We start from the raw sequence: 20,650 nt of genomic DNA, 5'->3' as shown, positions 1-20,650 counted from the left end.
TGTGTTAATTCAGCTTGAGATGTTTGGGCCGGAAAATGTTTACCGAAGGAGGATATCCCTACTTGACTACAAGCTTTTTCTTTGTTGCGGACATATACTGCACTGGCGGGGTTGTCTCCTACCATTAATACTGCTAACCCTGGGGGACGACCAATTTTGCTTTGCAAGGTCTGAACTTTTTGTTGGAGTTCTGCTTTAATTTTTTTGGCCAGTGCTTTACCGTCTAATTTATTTACCATTGTTATTTCTTGTTTGAGTTTTGCTTTGAAATTTCTGTATCGGAATAGATTTCTTTATTTTTATTTTTATTTTTGATTTTTAAAGTATATTTTCTTGTCTACATAAGAATAATAGTATGATTATTAGTATCTAAAAGTAGATTTTGTGATGTTTTAAAGAAGCAGTCAGAGCAATCAGCAGATTTTTTTTGAGATGCCCTCGTTTGCGGAGAATTCCATTAGGAAAGGAGATTTCAACTTCGACTCAAGCATTCAGCCGAACAAACACTTTCTCAAGTATTATGAAAGTGATAAAAATAAATTTTGATTTTTTAGCGATCGTAAAAAAAGGATAGTTTAAATAAGGAAAAAAAAGTTTTGATGAGAACGAGGGAAGCCATTAAGGAAGTCAGAAGTCAGAAGTCAGAAGTCAGAAGTTATTTTTGTAACGGGAGTTTGAGATCCCCTTCAAAAATATTTCGCCTTAAAAGGCAGGTTTTTAGATCCAGTTATTTTGATAAAAATGTATTGAGAATAAATTTATTAAGGATATTGCAGAAGTTTCCATTTGGCTTTCTGTTTATTCGTTCTTTATGCTTAAATTCATTGTTTAATAAATTCAAAACTATTCTAATTCTATTGTTAGTAACAAATTTAATTAGTTGTGGAAAAATTACCGAAACAGCGATTAAATTAAATCTGAATGTGAGTCGAATTAGCAAAATTCAAACAAAGGGTAAAATCGATCGCCAAGTATATTTGAAAGGAACTGTAGAAAGTCAAGCTCCATTCTTAGAAACTGGTGCTTATGAATTAACAGATGATACTGGCAGTATTTGGATATTTACTACAGCAGAATTACCAGAAGTTGGAAAAGAAATAACAATTAAAGGGAAAATACGTTATCAAAGTATAGTGGTTCCCGAATTAGGTAACCAGGATGTGGGAGATTTCTATGTAGAAGAAATAGAACGAGTAGAAGTTGAAAATCAAAATCAAGAGTAAGCATTTAGCTATTAGTTGTCAGCTATCAGCAACAAGACTCTCTTTAAAGGCAGTGTTTAAATTAATATAGATAGGACTTACGCAGATACGCTATATATAGTACTCATAACTATTGTCCAATAGTTACTGAACTCTATACACAGTGTCTTTGCGTAAGTCCTGATAGACTTTCAGGACAAGGGAGGCAAATGTTTTAGTAAGACAATTAATAAAGTTTTGATTGTAAACTAAAAGCAATAGCTGATAGCTAATAACGTAGTTCTGACCATAGGAGGCTGGCTGACGGCTGTTTGCGCAGCAGTCCGGAGGAAATGCTTAAAATCAAGAAGAAAATGAACAACAATAATTTACCTCATGTAGCGATCGCTATTCTTTACCGAGAAGGAAAATTTCTGATGCAACTCCGGGATAATATTCCGAATATTTTTTATCCTGGTGTTTGGGCTTTTTTTGGAGGTCATATCGAACCTGGAGAAACAGCAGAAGTGGCTCTGAAACGAGAATTAGCAGAAGAAATAAGTTATATTCCTGAGACTGTTTCGGAATTTGGTGTTTACTTTGATGTTAAAGTTGTTCGTCATGTATTTCATGCTCCTTTAACTGTGGAATTAAAAGATTTAGTTTTGGGAGAAGGTTGGGATATGGGGTTATTAACTCCAGCAGAAATTAAGGCAGGTAAAGCTTATTCTGAGAATGCTAGAATGGAGCGATCGCTTGGTGAATTTCATCAAAAAATTATTTTAGATTTTATGGACAAATACGGTACTTTAATTGATTGAAACTTGGAAATTATTCTAGTTTTTGAAATTGCATAGATATAGAAATATTTATGAATAAGTAGATGAATTCTTATGAAACTCTTTACTTACTTAGTTAACTAATATATCATCCGGCTAAAAACTCGTCATTGCGACGATAGGAAGCAATCTCCTAAATCCTAAAACCTCTGAGATTGCTTCCTTCCACTCCGTTCCAGTCGCAATGACTTATAATAACTAAGTTATCCGGATTCAATATAATTGCCTTGGCTTACGATAATACTTGTAAATATTTGGCAGAAACTTATGCCCCGAATTTTGTCCGTTGGTTACTGGGAATTAACCCTAGTAATGTGCAGGTAATAAAAACAGAAATTATTCCTGAACCTATTCGGTCTGATGCTTTGATTTTGCTACAAATTGATAATAAAATCTTGCATCTAGAATTTCAAACTTTTCCTTACTCTAATCCACCTATTCCCTATAGAATGCTCAAATATTGGACCTTACTTTATGGGCAATATTGGTGTGATATTGAGCAAGTGGTTATTTTGTTAAAAGAGATTGATTCAGAATTGGCTTTTGAAAATAAATTTGAAAGGCAAAATACTCGCCATTCTTATCGAGTAATTCGACTTTGGGAGGAGGAGTCCGCACCTTTTCTTACCGATAATGCTTTATTACCGTTAGCAACTTTAACTCGTAGTGAAAGTCCGACAACTTTATTGTCAGAAGTAGCAGATAGAATTGGTAGAATAAAAGAGCCAAGTCAACAAAGAAATATTTCTGCTGCTGCGGAAATACTAGGGGGTTTAAGGTTTGATAAAAATTTAATTCGTCAACTTTTGAGGGAGGAAATTATGAAAGAATCTGTAATTTATCAGGATATTCTTAAGAAAGGAAAAAACATTGGTGAAAAACGTGGTAAAAAACGTGGTTTGCAAAAGGGAAAAGCTAAAATAATTAAAATAGTTATCCGTTTGATAACTCGTACTTTGGGAAATATTCCTGAAGAAATAGAAGCTAAAATTCGGAGTTTATCTATTTCTGAGTTGGATAAACTTGCAGATGCTCAGTTGGATTTTACTTCTCTGGATGATCTGATTAATTGGTTAAGTAAATATTAGAATTAAAAAGCTCGTTTTTAGGGAGGAAATTATGAAAGAATCTGTAATTTACCAGGATATTTTTCAGGAAGGAGAACAACGTGCTTTTCAAGTTGCTTTTGAACGTGGTTTTGAACGGGGTTTCCAAAGAGGTTTTGAACGAGGTTTCCAAAAGGGGCAAGCTAACATAATTGTCCTTGTTATAACTCATTGTTTGGGAATTATTTCTGAGGAAATAGAAGCTAAAATTCGGAGTTTATCTACTTCTCAGTTGAATGAATTGGCGATCGCCCAATTGAGTTTTACTTCTCTGGAAGATTTGATTAATTGGTTAAATGAATCTGAAAATTAATTAGTAGTTTTGTCAATCTAGATTTTGAGGAATTTGATGACTGGAGAGTTTAATATTCTGATTCAAATTCCTTTTTTACTTGAATAGAATGGTAACAAATGAAAGAGTCTTTCAACAATGAATAATGAATAATGAATAATGAATAATTACCTCTCCTTGAAAGAAGAGGATTGACTAATAATGAAAATTTTTCTTTATTATCCCCTTAAAAGGGGAGGCTTTAAACCACAATTTTTCGGTAATTTATCAGGATATTCTCCAGACAGGTTTTGAACGAGGTTTCCAAATAGGTTTTGAACGGGGTTTGCAAAAGGCAAAAGCTAGAATAATTAAAATAATTATCCGTTTTCTAACTCGTAATTTGGGAATTCTTTCTGAAGAAATGGAAGCTAAAATACGGAGTTTATTTATTTCTGAGTTGGATGAACTTGTGGATGCTCAGTTCAATTTTACTTCTATGGACGATCTGATGAATTGGTTAAGTAAATCAGGACTTACGCAAAGACACTGTGTATAGAGTCCAGTAACTATTGGACAATAGTTATGAGTACTATATATAGCGTATCTGCGTAAGTCCTATAAATATTAGAATTAATCTGATTTCAAGGTACATCTGTCGCGGGCAAGATGCCCGCACTACAAAGATTTTATGACAAATGTTTGCACTTCATAATACTTGTAATCTGCTGTACAACTTCTAACTTCTGACTTTTTAATTCTGATGACTCCCAACACCATCACACAAATGTCTATCGCTTTCACTGACAGTAGGGTTATTTTCTAGGTAGTCGCGCATCCAGTTACAACCCCACTCATGGAGGCGATCGAACTTCCAGTTATTCCACAACTTCACTGTATTGTCAGCACTAGCAGTTGCTATAGTCTCTCCATCGGGACTAAATGCTACACCTAAGACCCAACTCTCATGGCCAATGAGAGTCTGCAATAACTTCCCCTGGCGGTTCCACAACTTCACTGTTTTGTCAGCACTGGCAGTTGCAATAGTCTCTCCATCGGGACTAAATGCTACACCTAAGACCGAACTCTCATGGCCGACGAGAGTCTGCAATAACTTCCCCTGACGGTTCCATAACTTCACTGTTTTGTCAGCACTGGCAGTTGCAATAGTCTCTCCATCGGGACTAAATGCTACACTCCTGACTGAACTCTCATGGCCGGTGAGAGTCTGGAATAATTTCCCCTGGCGGTTCCACAACTTCACTGTTTTGTCTACACTGGCAGTTGCAATAGTCTCTCCATCGGGACTAAATGCTACACCCCAGACCGAATTCTCATGACCGGTAAGAGTCTGCAATAATTTTCCCTGGCGGTTCCACAACTTCACTGTATTGTCACTACTGGCAGTTGCAATAGTCTCTCCATCGGGACTAAATGCTACACCTAAGACCGAACTCTCATGGTCGGTGAGAGTCTGCAATAATTTCCCCTGAGAGTTCCACAACTTCACTGTTTTGTCTACACTGGCAGTTGCAATAGTCTCTCCATCGGGACTAAATGCTACACCCCAGACCCAACTCTCATCGGTCATGAGAGTCTGGAATAATTTCCCCTGGCGGTTCCACAACCTCACTGTTTTGTCAGCACTGGCAGTTGCAATAGTCTCTCCATCGGGACTAAATGCTACACTCCTGACCCAACTCTCATGGTCGGTGAGAGTCTGGAATAATTTCCCCTGACGGTTCCACAACTTCACTGTATTGTCACCACTGGCAGTTGCAATAGTCTCTCCATCTAGACTAAATGCTACACCCCAGACCGAATTCTCATGGCCGGTGAGAGTCTGCAATAATTTCCCCTGGCGGTTCCACAACTTCACTGTTTTGTCTACACTGGCAGTTGCAATAGTCTCTCCATCAGGACTAAATGCTACACCCCTGACCGAACTCTCATGGCCGATAAGAGTCTGCAATAATTTCCCCTGGCGGTTCCACAACTTCACTGTTTTGTCTACACTGGCAGTTGCAATAGTCTCTCCATCGGGACTAAATGCTACACACCAGACTAAACTCTCATGGCCTGTGAGAGTCTGCAATAATTTCCCCTGACGGTTCCACAGTTTTACTGTTTTGTCACCACTTGCAGTTGCAATAGTCTTTCCATCGGGACTAAATGCTACACCTAAGACCGAACTCTCATGGCCTGTGAGAGTCTGCAATAATTTCCCCTGACGGTTCCACAGTTTTACTGTTTTGTCACCACTGGCAGTTGCAATAGTCTCTCCATCGGGACTAAATGCTACACTCCTGACCCAACTCTCATGGTCGGTGAGAGTCTGCAATAATTTCTCCTGAGAGTTCCACAACTTAACTGTTTTGTCATCACTTGCAGAAGCAATAGTCTCTCCATCAGGACTAAATGCTACACCTAAGACCGAACTCTCATGGCCTGTGAGAGTCTGCAATAATTTCCCCTGACAGTTCCACAGTTTTACTGTATTGTCACCACTGGCAGTTGCAATAGTCTCTCCATCGGGACTAAATGCTACACCCCAGACCGAACTCTTATGATCTTGAAGGCGGTTGCGCTCTCGGTACTTTCCTATTATGTATATAGCTTGGCTCAGAGCATCTGTTACTTGAATTCTGCTATCTGCTTGAGGTTGGAATATCTGGTTAGGAGGTGCTAGTTGTCTGGCTGCGCTCAAAGCCTGCAATAACCCCTCAAAATATTTACCAGAGTTAGATAATGATTTAGAGGTAACACTGTTTCTGACTGCTTCGGCTTTTTCCAACTTCAGATCTGCTTTCTGTTTTGTCTCTCCTGGCCTCTGGTTCACTTTTAACTGAGCATCCAACTTTATCTGCATTTTTCTATTTTCTCGTTCTATCTCCTGTTTCTCCAACTCCTGAGAAGCAGTCAAAAAGCGATAGTCGAGAACACTTAAACTTTTATCCCTAGACCAGACTAAAGCATCTGTCAATGCTTTACCCCGCAACAGTCGCGACTCATCTTGAAATCCCGACTTTTGCCAAGCAGTAAACGCCTCAGAGTAGGGGCGTAACTTGGCTAACTCCTGTTGTACCCACTGGAGATTAAATACTTGTTGATAGATATAATTAGTAACCTGCAACTGGTCTTCATGTTTCACAACCAAACCTGTGAGGCGGAGTTCCATTGCTTCAGGACTGTTATTTCCTAAGATCCCCCCCAACCCCCCCTTAGAAAGGGGGGGCTTTTTTTCTTCTGGTTTCCCTCTTTCTAAGGGGTAGGGAAGGGGGAGCTCTTCTGGTTTCCCCCTTTCTAAGGGAGACGGAAGGGGGAGCTCTTCTGGTTTCCCCCTTTCTAAGGGAGACGGAAGGGGGATCGAACTCAAAACCTGCTGATACAAACCCAACAACTGACTTGCTCGTTTTTCATTTACCAAGAGGCGATCGCGAATTGTCCGTAAATGTTCTGGGTGATCGTGAAATTCCCAACCATTAATAATGTAAGTCCGAACCAACTCTGCTACATCGGGAGTACGACTATCATTATTTTGAACAATTATTTTACACAACTTTTGAGTTAAAAAAGGTTGCCCACCAGTCCATTCTAAAACTTCAGCTAATACTTTTTCTGGATTTTCTACCCTATTTTTTAAACCAGGAGTTAGGAAATCTTTTGCTTCTACCAAACTAAAACCTGTTAACTCTATCGCCCTACCAATATTAAAAGGAGTACGAGTTTTATCAGTAATTAAATCAGAAGGAATAGCCACTCCAAATAAAGCAAAAGATAATCGTTGATGTTCAGGATTTTCTGTCCGTTTATTATGGCAGGCACGAATCAGAGCAAAAAAATCATCAGTGGGAAAATCCAGACTAATTAAACTATCTATCTCATCAATAAAAATGATAATATTTTCTGCAACTTCCCCAAGCAAAACTTCCCTTAAAAAAACCCTAAATTGTTGTAAAGGGGATAAATCTTCTCTTTCTTTCAACCACGCCCGCCGATTAATACTCAAGTCAAAACTGCTGACTAATTCTTGAATAATACCCCGATACCATTGATTAGCATTAATGTCTTGACTACCCACATCAGTTAAGTCAATTACAGCACAGGCAAACCCTTCTTTTTCTAATCTCGCCTTAGTGCGTAACATTAAACTTGACTTTCCCATTTGTCGGCAGTTCAACACATAACAAAAATCTCCTAATTTGAGGGCATTATAAATATTTATATCTGCCTGTCGCTCAACATAACTAGGAGCATCCGGAGGTAAACTGCCTCCTACTTGATATTGGTAATTTTGGTTTTGTTTTGTGTTCATGGATAGTTAGGAAAATCAGTAATTAGATTCTATTGCCTATAGGGGAAAACCTAACCCTCCAACCCTCTTGCCTACAAAGGAAGGATGGGAAAGATTTCCTCTTCCTTGTCGTAGAGTGGAGAGGTTATATTATTACCGAATAATTAATAATTAATAATTAATAATTAAATAATTCGCGCCTTGAAGCCTCCCCTTTTAAGGGGAAAAAAAGAAAATATTCCTTATATTAAATCCTCTCGGTTTTAACCAGAGGTAATTATCAATTATCAATTATCCATTATCCATTATCCATTATCCATTAATGAAAAGCATTCATTAAAATATTGCCTATATAATTCACATCTGGTAACAACGTTATTACCCACTAATTTTACTAATCCTAAACTATACAATTTATAAGTCAAAAGGGACTCTATATTTACAGGTTCTGTTGCCATAACAACTTCCTTAAAAGCTGCTTTTAGTTCGGGATTTGCTGCTAAAATTGACAACAACTCTTGCAGATGACTGCCATAAATTCCTGCGTTAGTCGGTGCTTTTTCTAGTAGCTCCGATAAGGTTAAATCCTGATGATTTATTAAATAAGACAAAGCCCGATCTAATAAAAAAGGATGCCCTCCTACTACATCAGTTAACTGCTTCACTTTTTCGACTTGCCAATTTAATTCGTAAGTTTCAGTAAGTTGGCGTACTTGCTCCGAATTAAACTCTGGTAACTCGATAGGCACACCCACATTAAAAGGAGATTGATTAATATCTAAAGGAATATAAACGTTTGTCGAATGAGCTACTACTAACCGTAACTTTTTCCAGAGAGTTTTTTGCTTGGCAGTCTCATGCCAAGAACGTAATAATCCCAAAAAATCCTCAGCAATTGGATATGGAAAAATCAAGTCTATTTTATCTATACATAAAACCAATGCTTCTGTTACTTTTGGAAATAAGCCTTCTTCAAAATAAATCTTACAGTTAACCTTACTACTATCTTTCTCATCCCAAGATTCATCCAAAATTTCTTTTGGCACATTTAATTCACGACTTACACCACTACAAAACCACCACAAAAATCTATCTAAATCCTGAAAATCAACAGTATTAGCGTCTAATAAATTAATAGATGCCGTTTGGTAATCATATCTTTTCGCTTGTTCTAAAATTCTATTAATTAGCCAAGTTTTGCCCATTTTTTTAGGAGCTTGAATTCTGATTAAAGAACCTGGCTTTAAGATAGTTTCATCACAAATAGATTCAATGGGTTGTCGCTCAATATAAATGGCGTTTTCTGGTATTGAACGATTAATTTCAGAATCATTATGCTTTTTTAATTGCTTTTGTTTCCATTTTCGTCTGAAAAGTTCTTTAAAGTTTCTCTTAGATACTTTTGCTTCTAATAATTTTGACAGTTTATTCCATAAACTCTTGCCAGTTACCCTCAGATAGTCTTGAGTAAAATTAGAACTTTTTGTCATTTGATCATAAGTAAGACCTTCCCAAGAACCTTTAAAAACTGTTTTTTCAATATCAGTTAGGAAATGTAGTTTTTTTTCCTGTAGAATCTCATCTAGAAAATTTTCTGCTATTTCGTAAGTTAATTCAGTTCTGGATATTATATTCTTGAGTTCCTCTTTTATCCAATCTTGATTAAAGACCTTTTTATAGATTTTATTAAAAACTTCTAAGCACCCATCTTTTTTGACAACTAAACCTGATAGTCTCAATTTTTGGTAAACATAATCGTCTTTTAACTCTACACTGCCTTCATTTAATATCCTTTGATAAAGATTTAATAAAGCGTATGCTTCTTCATCTTCTATAAGACGTTTTTTAATAGTTCTTAAGTGTTGAGGATCGTCTTTTTCTTCACTTAATCCATTTTCAATTATTTCTTCTTGTACCAAATTATCAAGTTTTATTTTTTCTATTTCTTCTGTAGAAAATTTTAAACCAGATTTTGCTACTAAACAACATAATTTTTGTGTTAAAAAAGGCTGTCCGCCAGTCCAATCAATAATCCATTTCATTACTTGCTCTGGTTCAACAGCAACATCTTTTAATCCTGCTGCTAAATTAGAACATTCATTACTTTTCAAACCTTCTAATTCAATGCGTTTACACTGAATATTAAAAGGACTCTTAGCTTGATCTTGAATTAAATCAGATGGTACAGCAACTCCTAATAAACAAAAAGTAAGTCTAGTATATTCTTGTTTGTCAGAATGGGCTCTATTTTCAGAATAGAATCGAATCAAACCAAAAAAATTATCTCTCCAAGGAAAATCAAATAACACATCAATTTCATCAATAAAAATTACAATTTTTATTGTTTTATTAGATGACAAAAGTTTTTGGAAAAATTCTGTTAAATCATTACATCTGATTTCTCTACCTTTAGAGACAGCTATACTTTTTTTATATATCTTGTCACAGATATTTTCTATAATCTTGTTGTAAAAATCTGATTCATCTTTAGGTCTATCTTGAAGACTATAATCAACACATAGAATATCTCTGTTTTTTTCTAATTCTTCTTTAATATTAACTATTAAAGAACTTTTTCCCATCTGCCTACAATTAAATACATAGGAAAACTGACCATTTTTTAATGAATCAAGTAAATCACCGTCAGCTTTCCTAGATACATAAACTTCTTTCTTGTAAAAAGGAATACTTCCACCAACATAATAAAAATTTTCTGTCATTATTTATCTCTAACCTCATAAATTTCAAAGCTAGCGAAAAAATAGTATAGCTAATTGTTTAGTAGTTAAACTCTAACAAATATTCATTTTCCTCATAATATAGAGTTAGGGTTCAAAACTCATTAAACTCCTGTTATTAATTAATTATCAATAGTCAAAAATAGGAATAAACTCTCCACTGCATCTTTTATCTTATCTATATTGCAAAACATCAGCGAAATAATCACGATATAAACGACAACGGGGTTTAACCTTGTTATTATGCTGGATAACTAAACCTGCACTATATAAATGAAAGTTTGATATTTGTGAACTTAACATAACATAATCTTGACTATTAACTATTTTTCTTAAGTCATCTGTTAATTTAGCATCATTAACAATGTTGTAAAGTTGCATCAAATGATCTTTATAAATACCCTCATTTGTAGTCGCTTTTGCTAAAATATTATCTAAAGTTTTTTCTTCGACTGCGATATGATACAAAGCTAGTCTTACTAAATATGGATGTCCTCCTACAAAAGACATCAATTTTTCAATTTCTTTAACCCCCCAATCTAATTCATGCTTTTTTGATAATTCCCTAATTTCTTGAGAACTAAAATCACCTAAATTAAAACCTTGTCCTAAATTAAACAAGGGGGATTGATTAATATTAGACCTGGGATAATCAGATGTTGAATAAGTTAAAATCAATACTAAATATCTCCATTTGTCGTCATTTTTTGCTTTGTTATCATGCCAATTACGTAACAAATTTTCAAATTCAGAAAAAATTGAATATTCAAATGTTTTATGGAAATTATCAAAGCTCAAAAAAATAGGCTGTGGAATCTTAGAAAATATGTGTTTTTCGACAAATGATGTACAATCAGAGACACTTTCTATTGCTTGTCTCCATTCTTTAAATATCTCTTCTACATTCAACCCTAACTGTTTACAAAATTCACGACAAAACCAATTGTAAATTTCATATTTTTCCTTTTGGAAAATACTAAAATCTTCTGCTAAATCAATATCTACTACTCTTGCTTGATTATTCATAACTAATTTATTTTTTAATAGCCTGTTCTTGAAAGAAGTTTTACCCATCAAATGAGGACCTTTAACCCTAATTAATATAGCTTCCTTACCAGCATTCTCAATCTTACTCAAACATTTGTTTTCTAAATACTCATTTTTGTCATATCTATATTGGTAATAAATAGAATAAGTTGGAATAGAACCTCCAGGGTGAGGAATGCTACTCAATAGTTCAAACCTTTTAGCAGCATCAGCGGAAATCATATCCTGTTTATATTTAGCGAAATATTCCATTACTTCATGTAAATCATACTCTGTATCCCTTGTACTTTCAACTCTAAATTTATCGCATATATCTCGTAATTTGTGAGTAAGTGAATCTTGTGATTTGCCAAATGAAGATTTTCGGAAGTTATTTACTAAATCTTTTACCCCTGGTTTGAGTTTTTTGAGTTTTTTAAGTTGTTTATCATTTTTTTCTTTTTGATATTCTAGTTGGTTAATTTCTCTATTTATCTGTTCGAGGCTATTATATTGATATACATCTAGATTAAACCAAACTGTTTCATCTTTTCTTATATCCTCATTTGTTTTGCCCTCTAATATTCTATTTAAAATTCTTTTTTGAAAAGGAGTTAACTCTTCCTGGTAAATACGTTCAAACTGTTCTCTGCTTAATGGCATTGCTTAGTTTCTCCATAGATTGACATAGTGTATTAGGCTTGAGAGAGAATCTTCAAAAAATTCAATCTTAATACATCATAATTTATCACTATAAGACAGATCACCAGCTACTAGCAGAAATTGAAAAAAATTTCAAAACCTGAACATAATTTTTGAAACAACTAATTTTTTTTGACTATTAAGTGATATTTGAGTAACAAACAATAAGTTTCATTCAATCTACCAAAATATCTGTTTTCAAAGGGTGAAATTTCATTCAATATCAATATATTTATTAATGAAAACACTATGATTAAAATTAAGTTGTAGAATAAAACAAGGATTTTCAATGATGACTACACTAAATAATAACCAAAACCCAAACCCTAAAATAAAGGAAGAACTTGTTGTTAAAGAACACCTACACCAAGAAAAGTTAAGCTTTAATCTTGCTCTAAACTTAACTAGAATTAGTGCAATTATTATTGTAGCAAGTGTAGGACTTTTACTATCAGGAACAATTTCTGAAAAAACAGCTACAACAGCAGGTGAACTTGCATCAAAACTTGTCATTGTCGGTCTACAAATGACAAAATATACTAATGAAAGAGGTGACAAATAGTAACTTAATTTAAAGAATAAAATTAGAATAAACTACAGATAGGGTGGGCAAATCTTTATCCACCCTACTAAAATTACATGAGACATTTATGACAAAATACCCACAATTCTGAAGAATGAGTCAAAACTATCAAGTCTGGACAAAAGCAGACCTTGCGCAAAAATATCTTTCTGGTGTCAGGAGTGCAATTCCTTTAGCTACTGAACAAATTGAAATTATCCTGAGAATTATTCAGGCGACTATTCCTCAAGTAAATAACTTTTTAGATTTAGGTTGTGGTGATGGTATTTTAGGTCAAGCAATTCTCAGTCAATACCCTAATTCTCAAGGAGTATTTTTAGACTTTTCAGAAACAATGATTGAAGCTGCAAAAAGTAAAATTGCCGATAATTATCAAGGTAATTTAGAATTTATCAATCAAGATTATGGTTTGCCAGAATGGGTAAGTAAAATTCAGGAAAAAGCACCATTTGATGTAGTTGTCTCAGGATTTTCTATTCATCATCAACCAGACATCAGAAAACAAGAAATATATCAAGAAATTTACCAATTATTAAAGCCAGGAGGATTATTTTTGAACTTGGAACACGTTGCCTCCCCATCTAAATTAATTGAGCAGTTATTTGATGAATTATTTGTTGATTCTCTTTATGCTTTTCATCAAAGTCAAGGCAACAAAAATCAATCTAGGGAAAAAATTAATCAACAGTATTATAATCGCCCAGATAAAGAAGCAAATATTCTTGCTCCTGTAGAAACTCAATGTGACTGGTTAAGAAAAATAGGTTTTATTCATGTTGATTGTTTTATGAAATTGTTTGAACTAGCTTTATTTGGCGGAATTAAACCAGAAGTTTAAATGGAGGGAAGAAGGAAGAAGGAAAAAGGAAGAAGGAAGAAGGCAGGAGGCAGCTATGCTGAAGGCAGAAGGGAAAGAAAGGTTCAAGGTCAGAAGTTTTTTTATAACTGATTATCCAAACATGATATTAGCTATCTTTAGTCATCTTTAGATGACTTCTGCTTTGAGCCAAGAAATTTATTTCTTGGCGGATTCGTACCTGAATACCTTGGGGTAAGCTATTAATTTGGTTATAAACTTCTGGGTTTAGGGTTAATGCACCGGATATGAGGTGCCAAAGTTGGTCGAAAGCTTTTCCTGTCATGGTTTGAGTTTAAAAAAATGAAGGTAAGGAATAATACCATTTCTCAAAAACTTTTCTACATTTTATTGAGTGGGGAACTCCCAGGAGGCAGGGCTAATTCCTTGTCGCCGGAGAATATTATGATGAAATACATTTAATTAGACATCTCCACCAAATGAGGGAGTAGGGAGTAGGGAGTAGGGAGTAGGGGGAAAGAATTGATAATTTCTGTACGATAGTTGATTTTATTTTTTATTATTGGAGATGTCTATTGTGCAAATATTAATAATCTCCCCAAATTCGCTTCCTGGGAGGGGTTAGGCGTGTGTCTCCATCTCCCCATCTCCCGATCTCCCCATCTCCCGATCTCCCCATCTCCCGATCTCCCCATCTCCCGATCTCCCCATCTCCCCATCCCCCCATCTCCCTACCCTTGACCAGTTAAAGCATCTGCAAATGGATCGGGCAAAGCTTCTTGTACTTCCATGTCTTCATTCTCTTCAACAGATAAATCATCACTATTTAGATTTTTTTTTAAAATATTTTGGTTATTTTGATGCCGACTAAAATCTTGTAATCTGACTAACTCCTGTTGATAAACATAAATAATTTTTGCTAGAGAGTTTGCAACTTCATTCCAACTTTCATCATCTACAATTTTTTCAGCAATACCTTGAAATAAATCTCCACTTTGGTTTTTTTGAACATACTCCCTCAATAATTTCCCAGATTTTTGTAAAGCAGCCTGATACGCTTCTCCATCAGACCACCAAAGTCCTGGTTGATTCAATAACCAAGTCAAAATATATTCCTGAGCGTGTTGCTCTTTGACCCAATTAGCAAGATACTTTAATTCATCCATAAATTACCTCTTGAACTATACCAATTATCAATACTAATACTATGTTTAATTTAGACTTTCAAATAAATATTTTATCACGCTTGGTATAAGACTGAATGCTTACATTCAGCTAGCTGTTATATCATGTCCGGTTGAATACTTATACTTTGGAGAAGGTAAGGCAGAAGGCAGGAGGCAGAAGGAAAGAAAAGGTTAGAAGGGAAAAGGTTTTTTTATCACGCTATTATCCGGACATGATATTACCGAATAATTAAGGTTTAAAGCCTCTCCTGATAAAGGAGAAACAATGAATTAATTTTCCTTTTATTCAATCCTCTGCCTTTTAGGGAGAGGTAATTATCAATTATCCATTATCAATTATCAATTATTGAACTAGCCTCCTGCGGAGAAACTGCATTAACAGCAATAAGACCTTCTACTTAGGGTTTGCTGATTAAATCTCAAATAATTACCAGATAAAGGTTTTAGCATTTTTATGTATTGAAAAAGTACATGGTTTTCAGCTCTTCATGGTCATGCATGGAGCGCATTAAAGAGCGCATAGTTGGGCAAAAAAATTCTCCCCTACTCCCCTACTCCCTACTCCCTACTCCCTTGAATTGATTTATACAGAATAGACATCTCCAATAATAAAAAATCAAATCAATTATCCCAAAGAAATTATCAATTATTCCCCTCCTGAGAGGGGTTAGAGGTGGGTTCCCTACTCCCTACTCCCTACTCCCTACTCCCTCTTTTCTGGAGATGTCTAATTATTAATCTGTATTAGACATCTCCAAAAATCAAAAATAGAATCAATTCTTATCCATAAATTATCAATTACTTCTTCCTGTTCCCAGATCCGGTGTTCCCTATTTTCTGGAGAGGTCTATTAAATACGTTTTTTTGTATCAATCTATACTTGAAATCTTAAAAAAAAACCTGTACTAGAAAAAGTCAAAAAAAACACCTGTAATCTAAAAACTGTACTTAAAACGGTACTTAAAATTTAGTAGAAAAACTCAGGGAAGTCAAAATATTATGGGACAGCAAAAATTTGGTGTTATAGGTCTAGCCGTAATGGGAGAAAACCTAGCTCTCAACGTAGAACGCAATGGATTTCCCATCTCCGTATACAATCGCAGTAGTGATAAAACCGAGAAATTTATGGCAGAGCGGGCACAAGGTAAAAACGTCCATGCTGCTTATACTCTAGAAGATTTTGTCCAATCTCTAGAAAGACCCCGCAGAATCTTAGTCATGGTAAAAGCAGGAGGACCAGTTGATAAAGTCATCGAACAACTAAAACCTCTCCTAGACAAAGATGATATGATTATCGACGGTGGTAACTCCCTCTACGAAGATACAGAACGTCGCACTAAAGATTTAGAATCCACCGGATTAGGTTTCATGGGGATGGGAGTTAGTGGTGGTGAAGAAGGAGCCTTATGGGGACCTAGTTTAATGCCTGGTGGTACAGAGGCTTCCTACAAAGAATTAGAAGCAATTTTAACTAAAATAGCAGCTCAAGTTGATGATGGTCCTTGTGTTACCTACATTGGTCCTGGTGGTGCTGGTCATTATGTAAAAATGGTACATAATGGTATTGAGTACGGCGATATGCAGTTAATTGCTGAAGCCTACGATTTGTTGAAAAATGCTGTTGGTATTAGCAACGAACAACTACATGAAATTTTTGCTGAGTGGAATAAAACTCCAGAGTTAGAATCATTCTTAATTGAAATTACAGCGGATATTTTCACTAAGAAAGATACTGAAACTAGCAATCATTTAGTTGATATGATTGTTGACTCTGCTGGACAAAAAGGTACAGGTAGATGGACTGTAATTAATGCTTTGGAACTTGGTGTTGCTGTTCCTACAATTACTGCTGCTGTTAATGCTCGGATTATGTCTGGAATTAAGGAAGAGCGTGTTGCTGCTGCTAAGGAATTAACAGGTCCTACTGGTAAGTATGAAGGTGATACCCAAGCTATGATTAATAAAGTGCGGGATGCTTTATATTGCTCTAAGATTTGTTCTTATGCTCAGGGTATGGCGTTGTTGGCTGCTGCATCCAAGGAGTTTAATTACAATCTGAATTTGGGTGAGTCTGCACGAATTTGGAAGGGTGGTTGTATTATTCGGGCTGGCTTCTTGAATAAAATTAAGAAAGCTTTTGATGAAAATCCTGGTCTACCTAATTTGTTGTTAGCACCAGAGTTTAAGCAGACTATTCTCGATCGCCAAGATGCTTGGCGGGAAGTTGTTGCTACTGCTGCTAATTTAGGATTACCTGTTCCTGCCTTTAGTGCTTCTCTGGATTATTTTGATAGTTATCGTCGGGGAACTTTACCTCAAAACTTGACTCAAGCTCAACGGGATTATTTCGGCGCTCACACTTATGAGCGTATTGATAAAGCTCGTGGTGAGTTCTTCCATACTGAGTGGCCTACTAAGTAGGATCTGCTGAAAAATTGGTTTGTGGGGGTAGGACACGGGGACGCGGAGACGCGGAGACACGGGGACGCGGAGATGGATTAACAGGCAACGGTTTCGACTATTTTATGTAAAGAAATTTTCTTGAATTTCAGCAGAAAATTTCAGTAAATTGATGTCAATAAGAGCCACAAACTTGGAGATAAACTGAATATAAAAAGCTCCTAAGTCTTAGGTATCCTGACTTTTAGCTTTATTCAGCAAGCCTTAAGTAATTCTGTCTGTTTAAAAATTAGGCGATCGCTCTTGATGCTAAATAAAATTCGGAGCGATCGCTTTTCGCTATAGCGCTGTGCGCAGGCAATAGCCAACATCAACAAAGACAAAAAACAGGAGTCATAATTCCCTACTGTCTACTGCCCTTTGCCTTTCCTGATAATCTTAAAAAACAACAAATTTTATATTGTATTTTGCTTGCATTTGTTCAGACTATTTGCTAGAATCATCGTTCTCGGAAAGACTTTCTAGAGATGCTAAAACTGATGGTAGTTCGGCTAAAAAATTTGCAACTATTGCTTCATCTTTATAAACTCCATGATTGCTGATAGTAACTTCTTTCTGCGATATTTGATAACTCATAAGTTGCTGATTTAAGTTTTCACTGAATGTTAATTTCTGAGTATTTGATGGTGTTACAACCATGTATTTCTACTCAGTTATATTAATTGAGGGAAAGCTGGCATATAAATATTACTCTTCCCTTCTGCTTCTATCATTACTACTTTTTGCTCTTATCTGAAAAAAATGTAAAATAGCTTTACAATTATTAGGGATCAATAATAAATAATAATTTCACTTAACAAAAAAAAATTTATCCTTTTAAAAAACAAAACATGAAAACTGACGGGAGAAAAGTTCCCGGAAGATTTATCCCCTGGTTGAATAACGACGCGCGGGTAATAAAGCGGAGTAAAAGTATGCTATACTAGAAGTAGTGAGTAAGAACAAGGTTTGTCGCCATTACCTCTAGCTAGTGCGGTGAAATTCCGGCGGACAGGAGACGTGGACGATGCTTCCTACGACGGCTGTTTGCGCAGCATTCCGCAGGAAAAGCAAGTAACGCAGCCAGAGCAGCGATTTATAGCTACAAAAAAAAGGTAAGCTCACAGCTAGACAATGCTCTATGCCGAGGAGTTGAGAAGTCTGTTGATAGGCTTTAAGCAAATGTGGATTTATCCCATTTGGGGTGGATTTGCCACAGAATCTAGGGTGTTTCAACCCCTGGAGATGTCAAACTTAATTTATCTCAACGTTGGTTGAAGATCCGCGCTCTCCCGCAGGGGAGCGTCGGGATGAAAACCCATCAATAAGAGCGGTTTTACAGATAATCTGTTAAAATACAAATATTGCTCAGGCCAAAAATCAAGGTTAAGATTGCTGTAACTGTTTAATCAAGTCGCCGAGGGGCACGCCTCCTCCGGAGGAGCTGCGCTAACGGAGAAGTTAAACGGACACGGAGGAAGTGTTAGACTGGCTTTGCCTGCATTTTCCAGTGAGGTGTCAACCCACCCTGAATCTTTCAAGTGGCTTAGTCTGTTTGATTGATGGATGGGAATCCCGCGCTGTATCGTAGAGCAGCGTCGGGAGGATGTCAAATCATGCCCGCTTAAATACTTATACTTTAGTGGAAGGAAGGCAGAAGGGTTTCTTTAAATTGAAACTTAATTTTATACACAAACGATGCTACCGGACATGATATCACAATTGACTGTTTCCTAGCGTTACGCGCTATATCAGGGTGCAAATATTGCACCCTAAAAAACATTAACTAACTATTAGCTTTTCTTTAGGTCATGCTCTGCAAACAACATTTAGCTAGCCTCTTACAGAGGAACTGCGTTATCAGCTAAAAATTCAAGGGTTTAAGTCCCCCACGCTTATTTGAAAAATTAGTGGTGTGCCTTTTATGGGGGATTCTCACCCCCATTATACACCTTCAGAAGCTGATAGCTGACCGCTGAGGTGCTGACTGCTATTTCAATATTGAGGCACAGAAGAATCTATTTCCTGACTCCAGGCAGTAATTCCACCTTTGAGATTAGTACCCTCAATACCTGACTCCTTCAGAATACCTAACGCTTTAGCCGATCGCCCACCCATTTTACAATGAGCAATTAAGCGATGACCATTCATTAGTTCCTTAACCTTTGTTACGCCAGAACCCTGCTCAATATCTGGCAACGGCACTAACACAGATCCAGGAATCTGAGCAATTTCATATTCATGGGGGTTCCGCACATCAACTAAGACAAAATCATCTGCCCCACTATCCAATAATTGCTTCAAGTCTTGAACTGTCATTTCCGGAATAGCCATCTTACTTTCTGCCTCCTGTGCTTTAGCTTGAGGAATACCACAAAATTGTTCGTAATCAATCAACTTTTCAATAACTGGCCGTACTGGGTTAGGACGCAGTTTCAATTCCCGGAAAGTCATATCCAAGGAATTATAAAGTAACAATCTACCACTCAAAGTCGTGCCTTCACCCAAAACAATTTTAATAGTTTCCGTTGCTTGAATAACTCCAATCATTCCAGGCAAAATTCCTAAAACACCACCTTCTGCACAGGAAGGTACCATTCCTGGGGGCGGTGGTTCTGGGTAGAGGTCGCGGTAGTTAGGTCCACCTTCATAATTAAAGACAGTTGCCTGACCTTCAAAACGGAAAATTGAACCGTAGACATTAGGTTTATCTAGAAGAACACAAGCATCATTAACCAGGTAGCGAGTCGGGAAATTATCAGTACCATCGACTACTACATCATAGGATTTGAGAATTTCAAGGGCATTTTCTGAACTTAGCCTGGTCTCGTAAAGGTCAACTTTACAGTGAGGGTTTATTTCGTGAATTCGATTTTTAGCAGATTCAATCTTTGGTTTACCCACCCAAGAGGTTCCGTGAATAACCTGTCGTTGAAGGTTGGAATGATCGACAATATCAAAATCTACAATTCCAATATTTCCAATTCCTGCGGCTGCGAGATATAACAATAATGGGGAACCAAGACCACCAGTGCCGATACATAGAACACTGGCTGCCTTAAGACGTTTCTGACCATCTAATCCTACTTCTGGTAAGATTAAGTGGCGCGAATAACGTTGATATTCTTCTGTATTTAACTGGACTTGTTCCAGATCGGGATTTAACATGAGAATTTTTGCCTAGATATTTCTTTAATCATATTAGTTTGGCAAATTAACTAGCTATCAGCTATGGGCTGACAACTACTGGCGATCGCCTAGAAAAGCAAAGTGATATGCTGGCCACTGTAGCGTTTCTCAAATTGGTGAGATACAGTTTTAGATCCCCCCTAGTCTTAGTAAGGGTGGAACCGCTTAAAAAGGGGGTAGGTTTCAAAGTCCCCCTTAAAAAGGGGGATGCGCGGGGGATCGTAAATGCACCTCATCTTTATAAGAAATGCTATCTGTGTAATTTTTTGCCTAAATTA

At 36.3% G+C, this 20,650-nt stretch carries 18 protein-coding genes; 8 read left to right on the top strand and 10 right to left on the bottom strand.

The features are described 5' to 3' along the window. Window positions 1–239, bottom strand: a 239-nt coding sequence (locus F6K54_RS19845) for a tetrahydrofolate dehydrogenase/cyclohydrolase catalytic domain-containing protein (RefSeq protein ID WP_293080863.1), incomplete at its 3' end; no start/stop codon positions are given. Between the two features lie 618 nt (window positions 240–857). Here F6K54_RS19845 and F6K54_RS19840 point away from each other — a divergent pair. The 5 genes from F6K54_RS19840 to F6K54_RS19820 all read left to right on the top strand — a co-directional run bounded on the left by F6K54_RS19840 (window position 858) and on the right by F6K54_RS19820 (window position 3,956). Continuing rightward, window positions 858–1,223, top strand: a complete 366-nt coding sequence (locus tag F6K54_RS19840) for a DNA-binding protein (RefSeq protein ID WP_293080861.1) — start codon at window positions 858–860, stop codon at window positions 1,221–1,223. Window positions 1,224–1,555: 332 nt separating this feature from the next. After that, window positions 1,556–2,002: an NUDIX hydrolase gene (locus F6K54_RS19835; RefSeq protein ID WP_293080859.1), complete on the top strand. Its 447-nt coding sequence runs from the start codon at window positions 1,556–1,558 to the stop codon at window positions 2,000–2,002. 245 nt (window positions 2,003–2,247) lie between these two features. Beyond that, the gene (locus F6K54_RS19830) at window positions 2,248–3,108 is read left to right on the top strand and encodes an Rpn family recombination-promoting nuclease/putative transposase (protein ID WP_293080857.1); all 861 of its coding nucleotides are present in this window, start codon (window positions 2,248–2,250) and stop codon (window positions 3,106–3,108) included. 31 nt (window positions 3,109–3,139) lie between these two features. Then, the gene (locus tag F6K54_RS19825; RefSeq protein ID WP_293080855.1) at window positions 3,140–3,439 is read left to right on the top strand and encodes a DUF4351 domain-containing protein; all 300 of its coding nucleotides are present in this window, start codon (window positions 3,140–3,142) and stop codon (window positions 3,437–3,439) included. 304 nt (window positions 3,440–3,743) lie between these two features. Next, on the top strand, window positions 3,744–3,956 hold the full coding sequence (locus tag F6K54_RS19820; protein WP_293080852.1) for a DUF4351 domain-containing protein: 213 nt from the start codon (window positions 3,744–3,746) through the stop codon (window positions 3,954–3,956). A 195-nt stretch (window positions 3,957–4,151) separates the two neighbouring features. Here the strand turns inward: F6K54_RS19820 and F6K54_RS19815 are convergent, their stop codons facing one another. The 3 genes from F6K54_RS19815 to F6K54_RS19805 all read right to left on the bottom strand — a co-directional run bounded on the left by F6K54_RS19815 (window position 4,152) and on the right by F6K54_RS19805 (window position 12,118). Continuing rightward, window positions 4,152–7,712: an AAA-like domain-containing protein gene (locus tag F6K54_RS19815; protein ID WP_293080849.1), complete on the bottom strand. Its 3,561-nt coding sequence runs from the start codon at window positions 7,710–7,712 to the stop codon at window positions 4,152–4,154. Window positions 7,713–7,996: 284 nt separating this feature from the next. Beyond that, on the bottom strand, window positions 7,997–10,411 hold the full coding sequence (locus tag F6K54_RS19810; RefSeq protein ID WP_293080846.1) for an AAA-like domain-containing protein: 2,415 nt from the start codon (window positions 10,409–10,411) through the stop codon (window positions 7,997–7,999). Between the two features lie 192 nt (window positions 10,412–10,603). Beyond that, on the bottom strand, window positions 10,604–12,118 hold the full coding sequence (locus tag F6K54_RS19805) for an AAA-like domain-containing protein (RefSeq protein WP_293080843.1): 1,515 nt from the start codon (window positions 12,116–12,118) through the stop codon (window positions 10,604–10,606). Window positions 12,119–12,446: 328 nt separating this feature from the next. Here F6K54_RS19805 and F6K54_RS19800 point away from each other — a divergent pair, with 328 nt between their 5' ends. Together F6K54_RS19800 and F6K54_RS19795 are read left to right on the top strand one after the other, a co-directional pair. After that, complete coding sequence (locus F6K54_RS19800) at window positions 12,447–12,719, top strand: hypothetical protein (protein WP_293080840.1); 273 nt, start codon at window positions 12,447–12,449, stop codon at window positions 12,717–12,719. 115 nt (window positions 12,720–12,834) lie between these two features. Then, the gene (locus F6K54_RS19795; protein WP_293080838.1) at window positions 12,835–13,578 is read left to right on the top strand and encodes a class I SAM-dependent methyltransferase; all 744 of its coding nucleotides are present in this window, start codon (window positions 12,835–12,837) and stop codon (window positions 13,576–13,578) included. 127 nt (window positions 13,579–13,705) lie between these two features. On the opposite strand, the gene F6K54_RS19790 is transcribed toward F6K54_RS19795, so the two are convergent. From F6K54_RS19790 to F6K54_RS19780, 3 genes are all read right to left on the bottom strand, one after another. After that, window positions 13,706–13,882, bottom strand: a complete 177-nt coding sequence (locus tag F6K54_RS19790; protein ID WP_293080835.1) for a hypothetical protein — start codon at window positions 13,880–13,882, stop codon at window positions 13,706–13,708. Window positions 13,883–14,129: 247 nt separating this feature from the next. After that, window positions 14,130–14,276, bottom strand: a complete 147-nt coding sequence (locus F6K54_RS19785; protein WP_293080833.1) for a hypothetical protein — start codon at window positions 14,274–14,276, stop codon at window positions 14,130–14,132. Window positions 14,277–14,288: 12 nt separating this feature from the next. Further along, complete coding sequence (locus F6K54_RS19780) at window positions 14,289–14,723, bottom strand: hypothetical protein (protein ID WP_293080830.1); 435 nt, start codon at window positions 14,721–14,723, stop codon at window positions 14,289–14,291. Between the two features lie 1,020 nt (window positions 14,724–15,743). Here F6K54_RS19780 and gnd point away from each other — a divergent pair. Beyond that, a complete protein-coding gene (gnd, locus tag F6K54_RS19775; protein ID WP_293080827.1) occupies window positions 15,744–17,165 on the top strand; it encodes a decarboxylating NADP(+)-dependent phosphogluconate dehydrogenase in 1,422 nt (473 codons plus the stop codon). Between the two features lie 233 nt (window positions 17,166–17,398). Here the strand turns inward: gnd and F6K54_RS19770 are convergent, their stop codons facing one another. The 3 genes from F6K54_RS19770 to moeB all read right to left on the bottom strand — a co-directional run bounded on the left by F6K54_RS19770 (window position 17,399) and on the right by moeB (window position 20,351). Then, window positions 17,399–17,527, bottom strand: a complete 129-nt coding sequence (locus F6K54_RS19770) for a hypothetical protein (protein ID WP_293080824.1) — start codon at window positions 17,525–17,527, stop codon at window positions 17,399–17,401. Between the two features lie 103 nt (window positions 17,528–17,630). After that, window positions 17,631–17,843: a hypothetical protein gene (locus F6K54_RS19765; RefSeq protein WP_293080822.1), complete on the bottom strand. Its 213-nt coding sequence runs from the start codon at window positions 17,841–17,843 to the stop codon at window positions 17,631–17,633. Between the two features lie 1,335 nt (window positions 17,844–19,178). After that, window positions 19,179–20,351, bottom strand: a complete 1,173-nt coding sequence (moeB, locus tag F6K54_RS19760; protein ID WP_293080818.1) for a molybdopterin-synthase adenylyltransferase MoeB — start codon at window positions 20,349–20,351, stop codon at window positions 19,179–19,181. Window positions 20,352–20,650: the final 299 nt, after the last annotated feature.

The organism is Okeania sp. SIO3B5 (assembly GCF_010692555.1).
Lineage (GTDB): Bacteria > Cyanobacteriota > Cyanobacteriia > Cyanobacteriales > Microcoleaceae > Okeania.
Note: the sequence above shows the minus strand (reverse complement) of the source record. Positions and strands in the feature narration are given on the sequence as shown.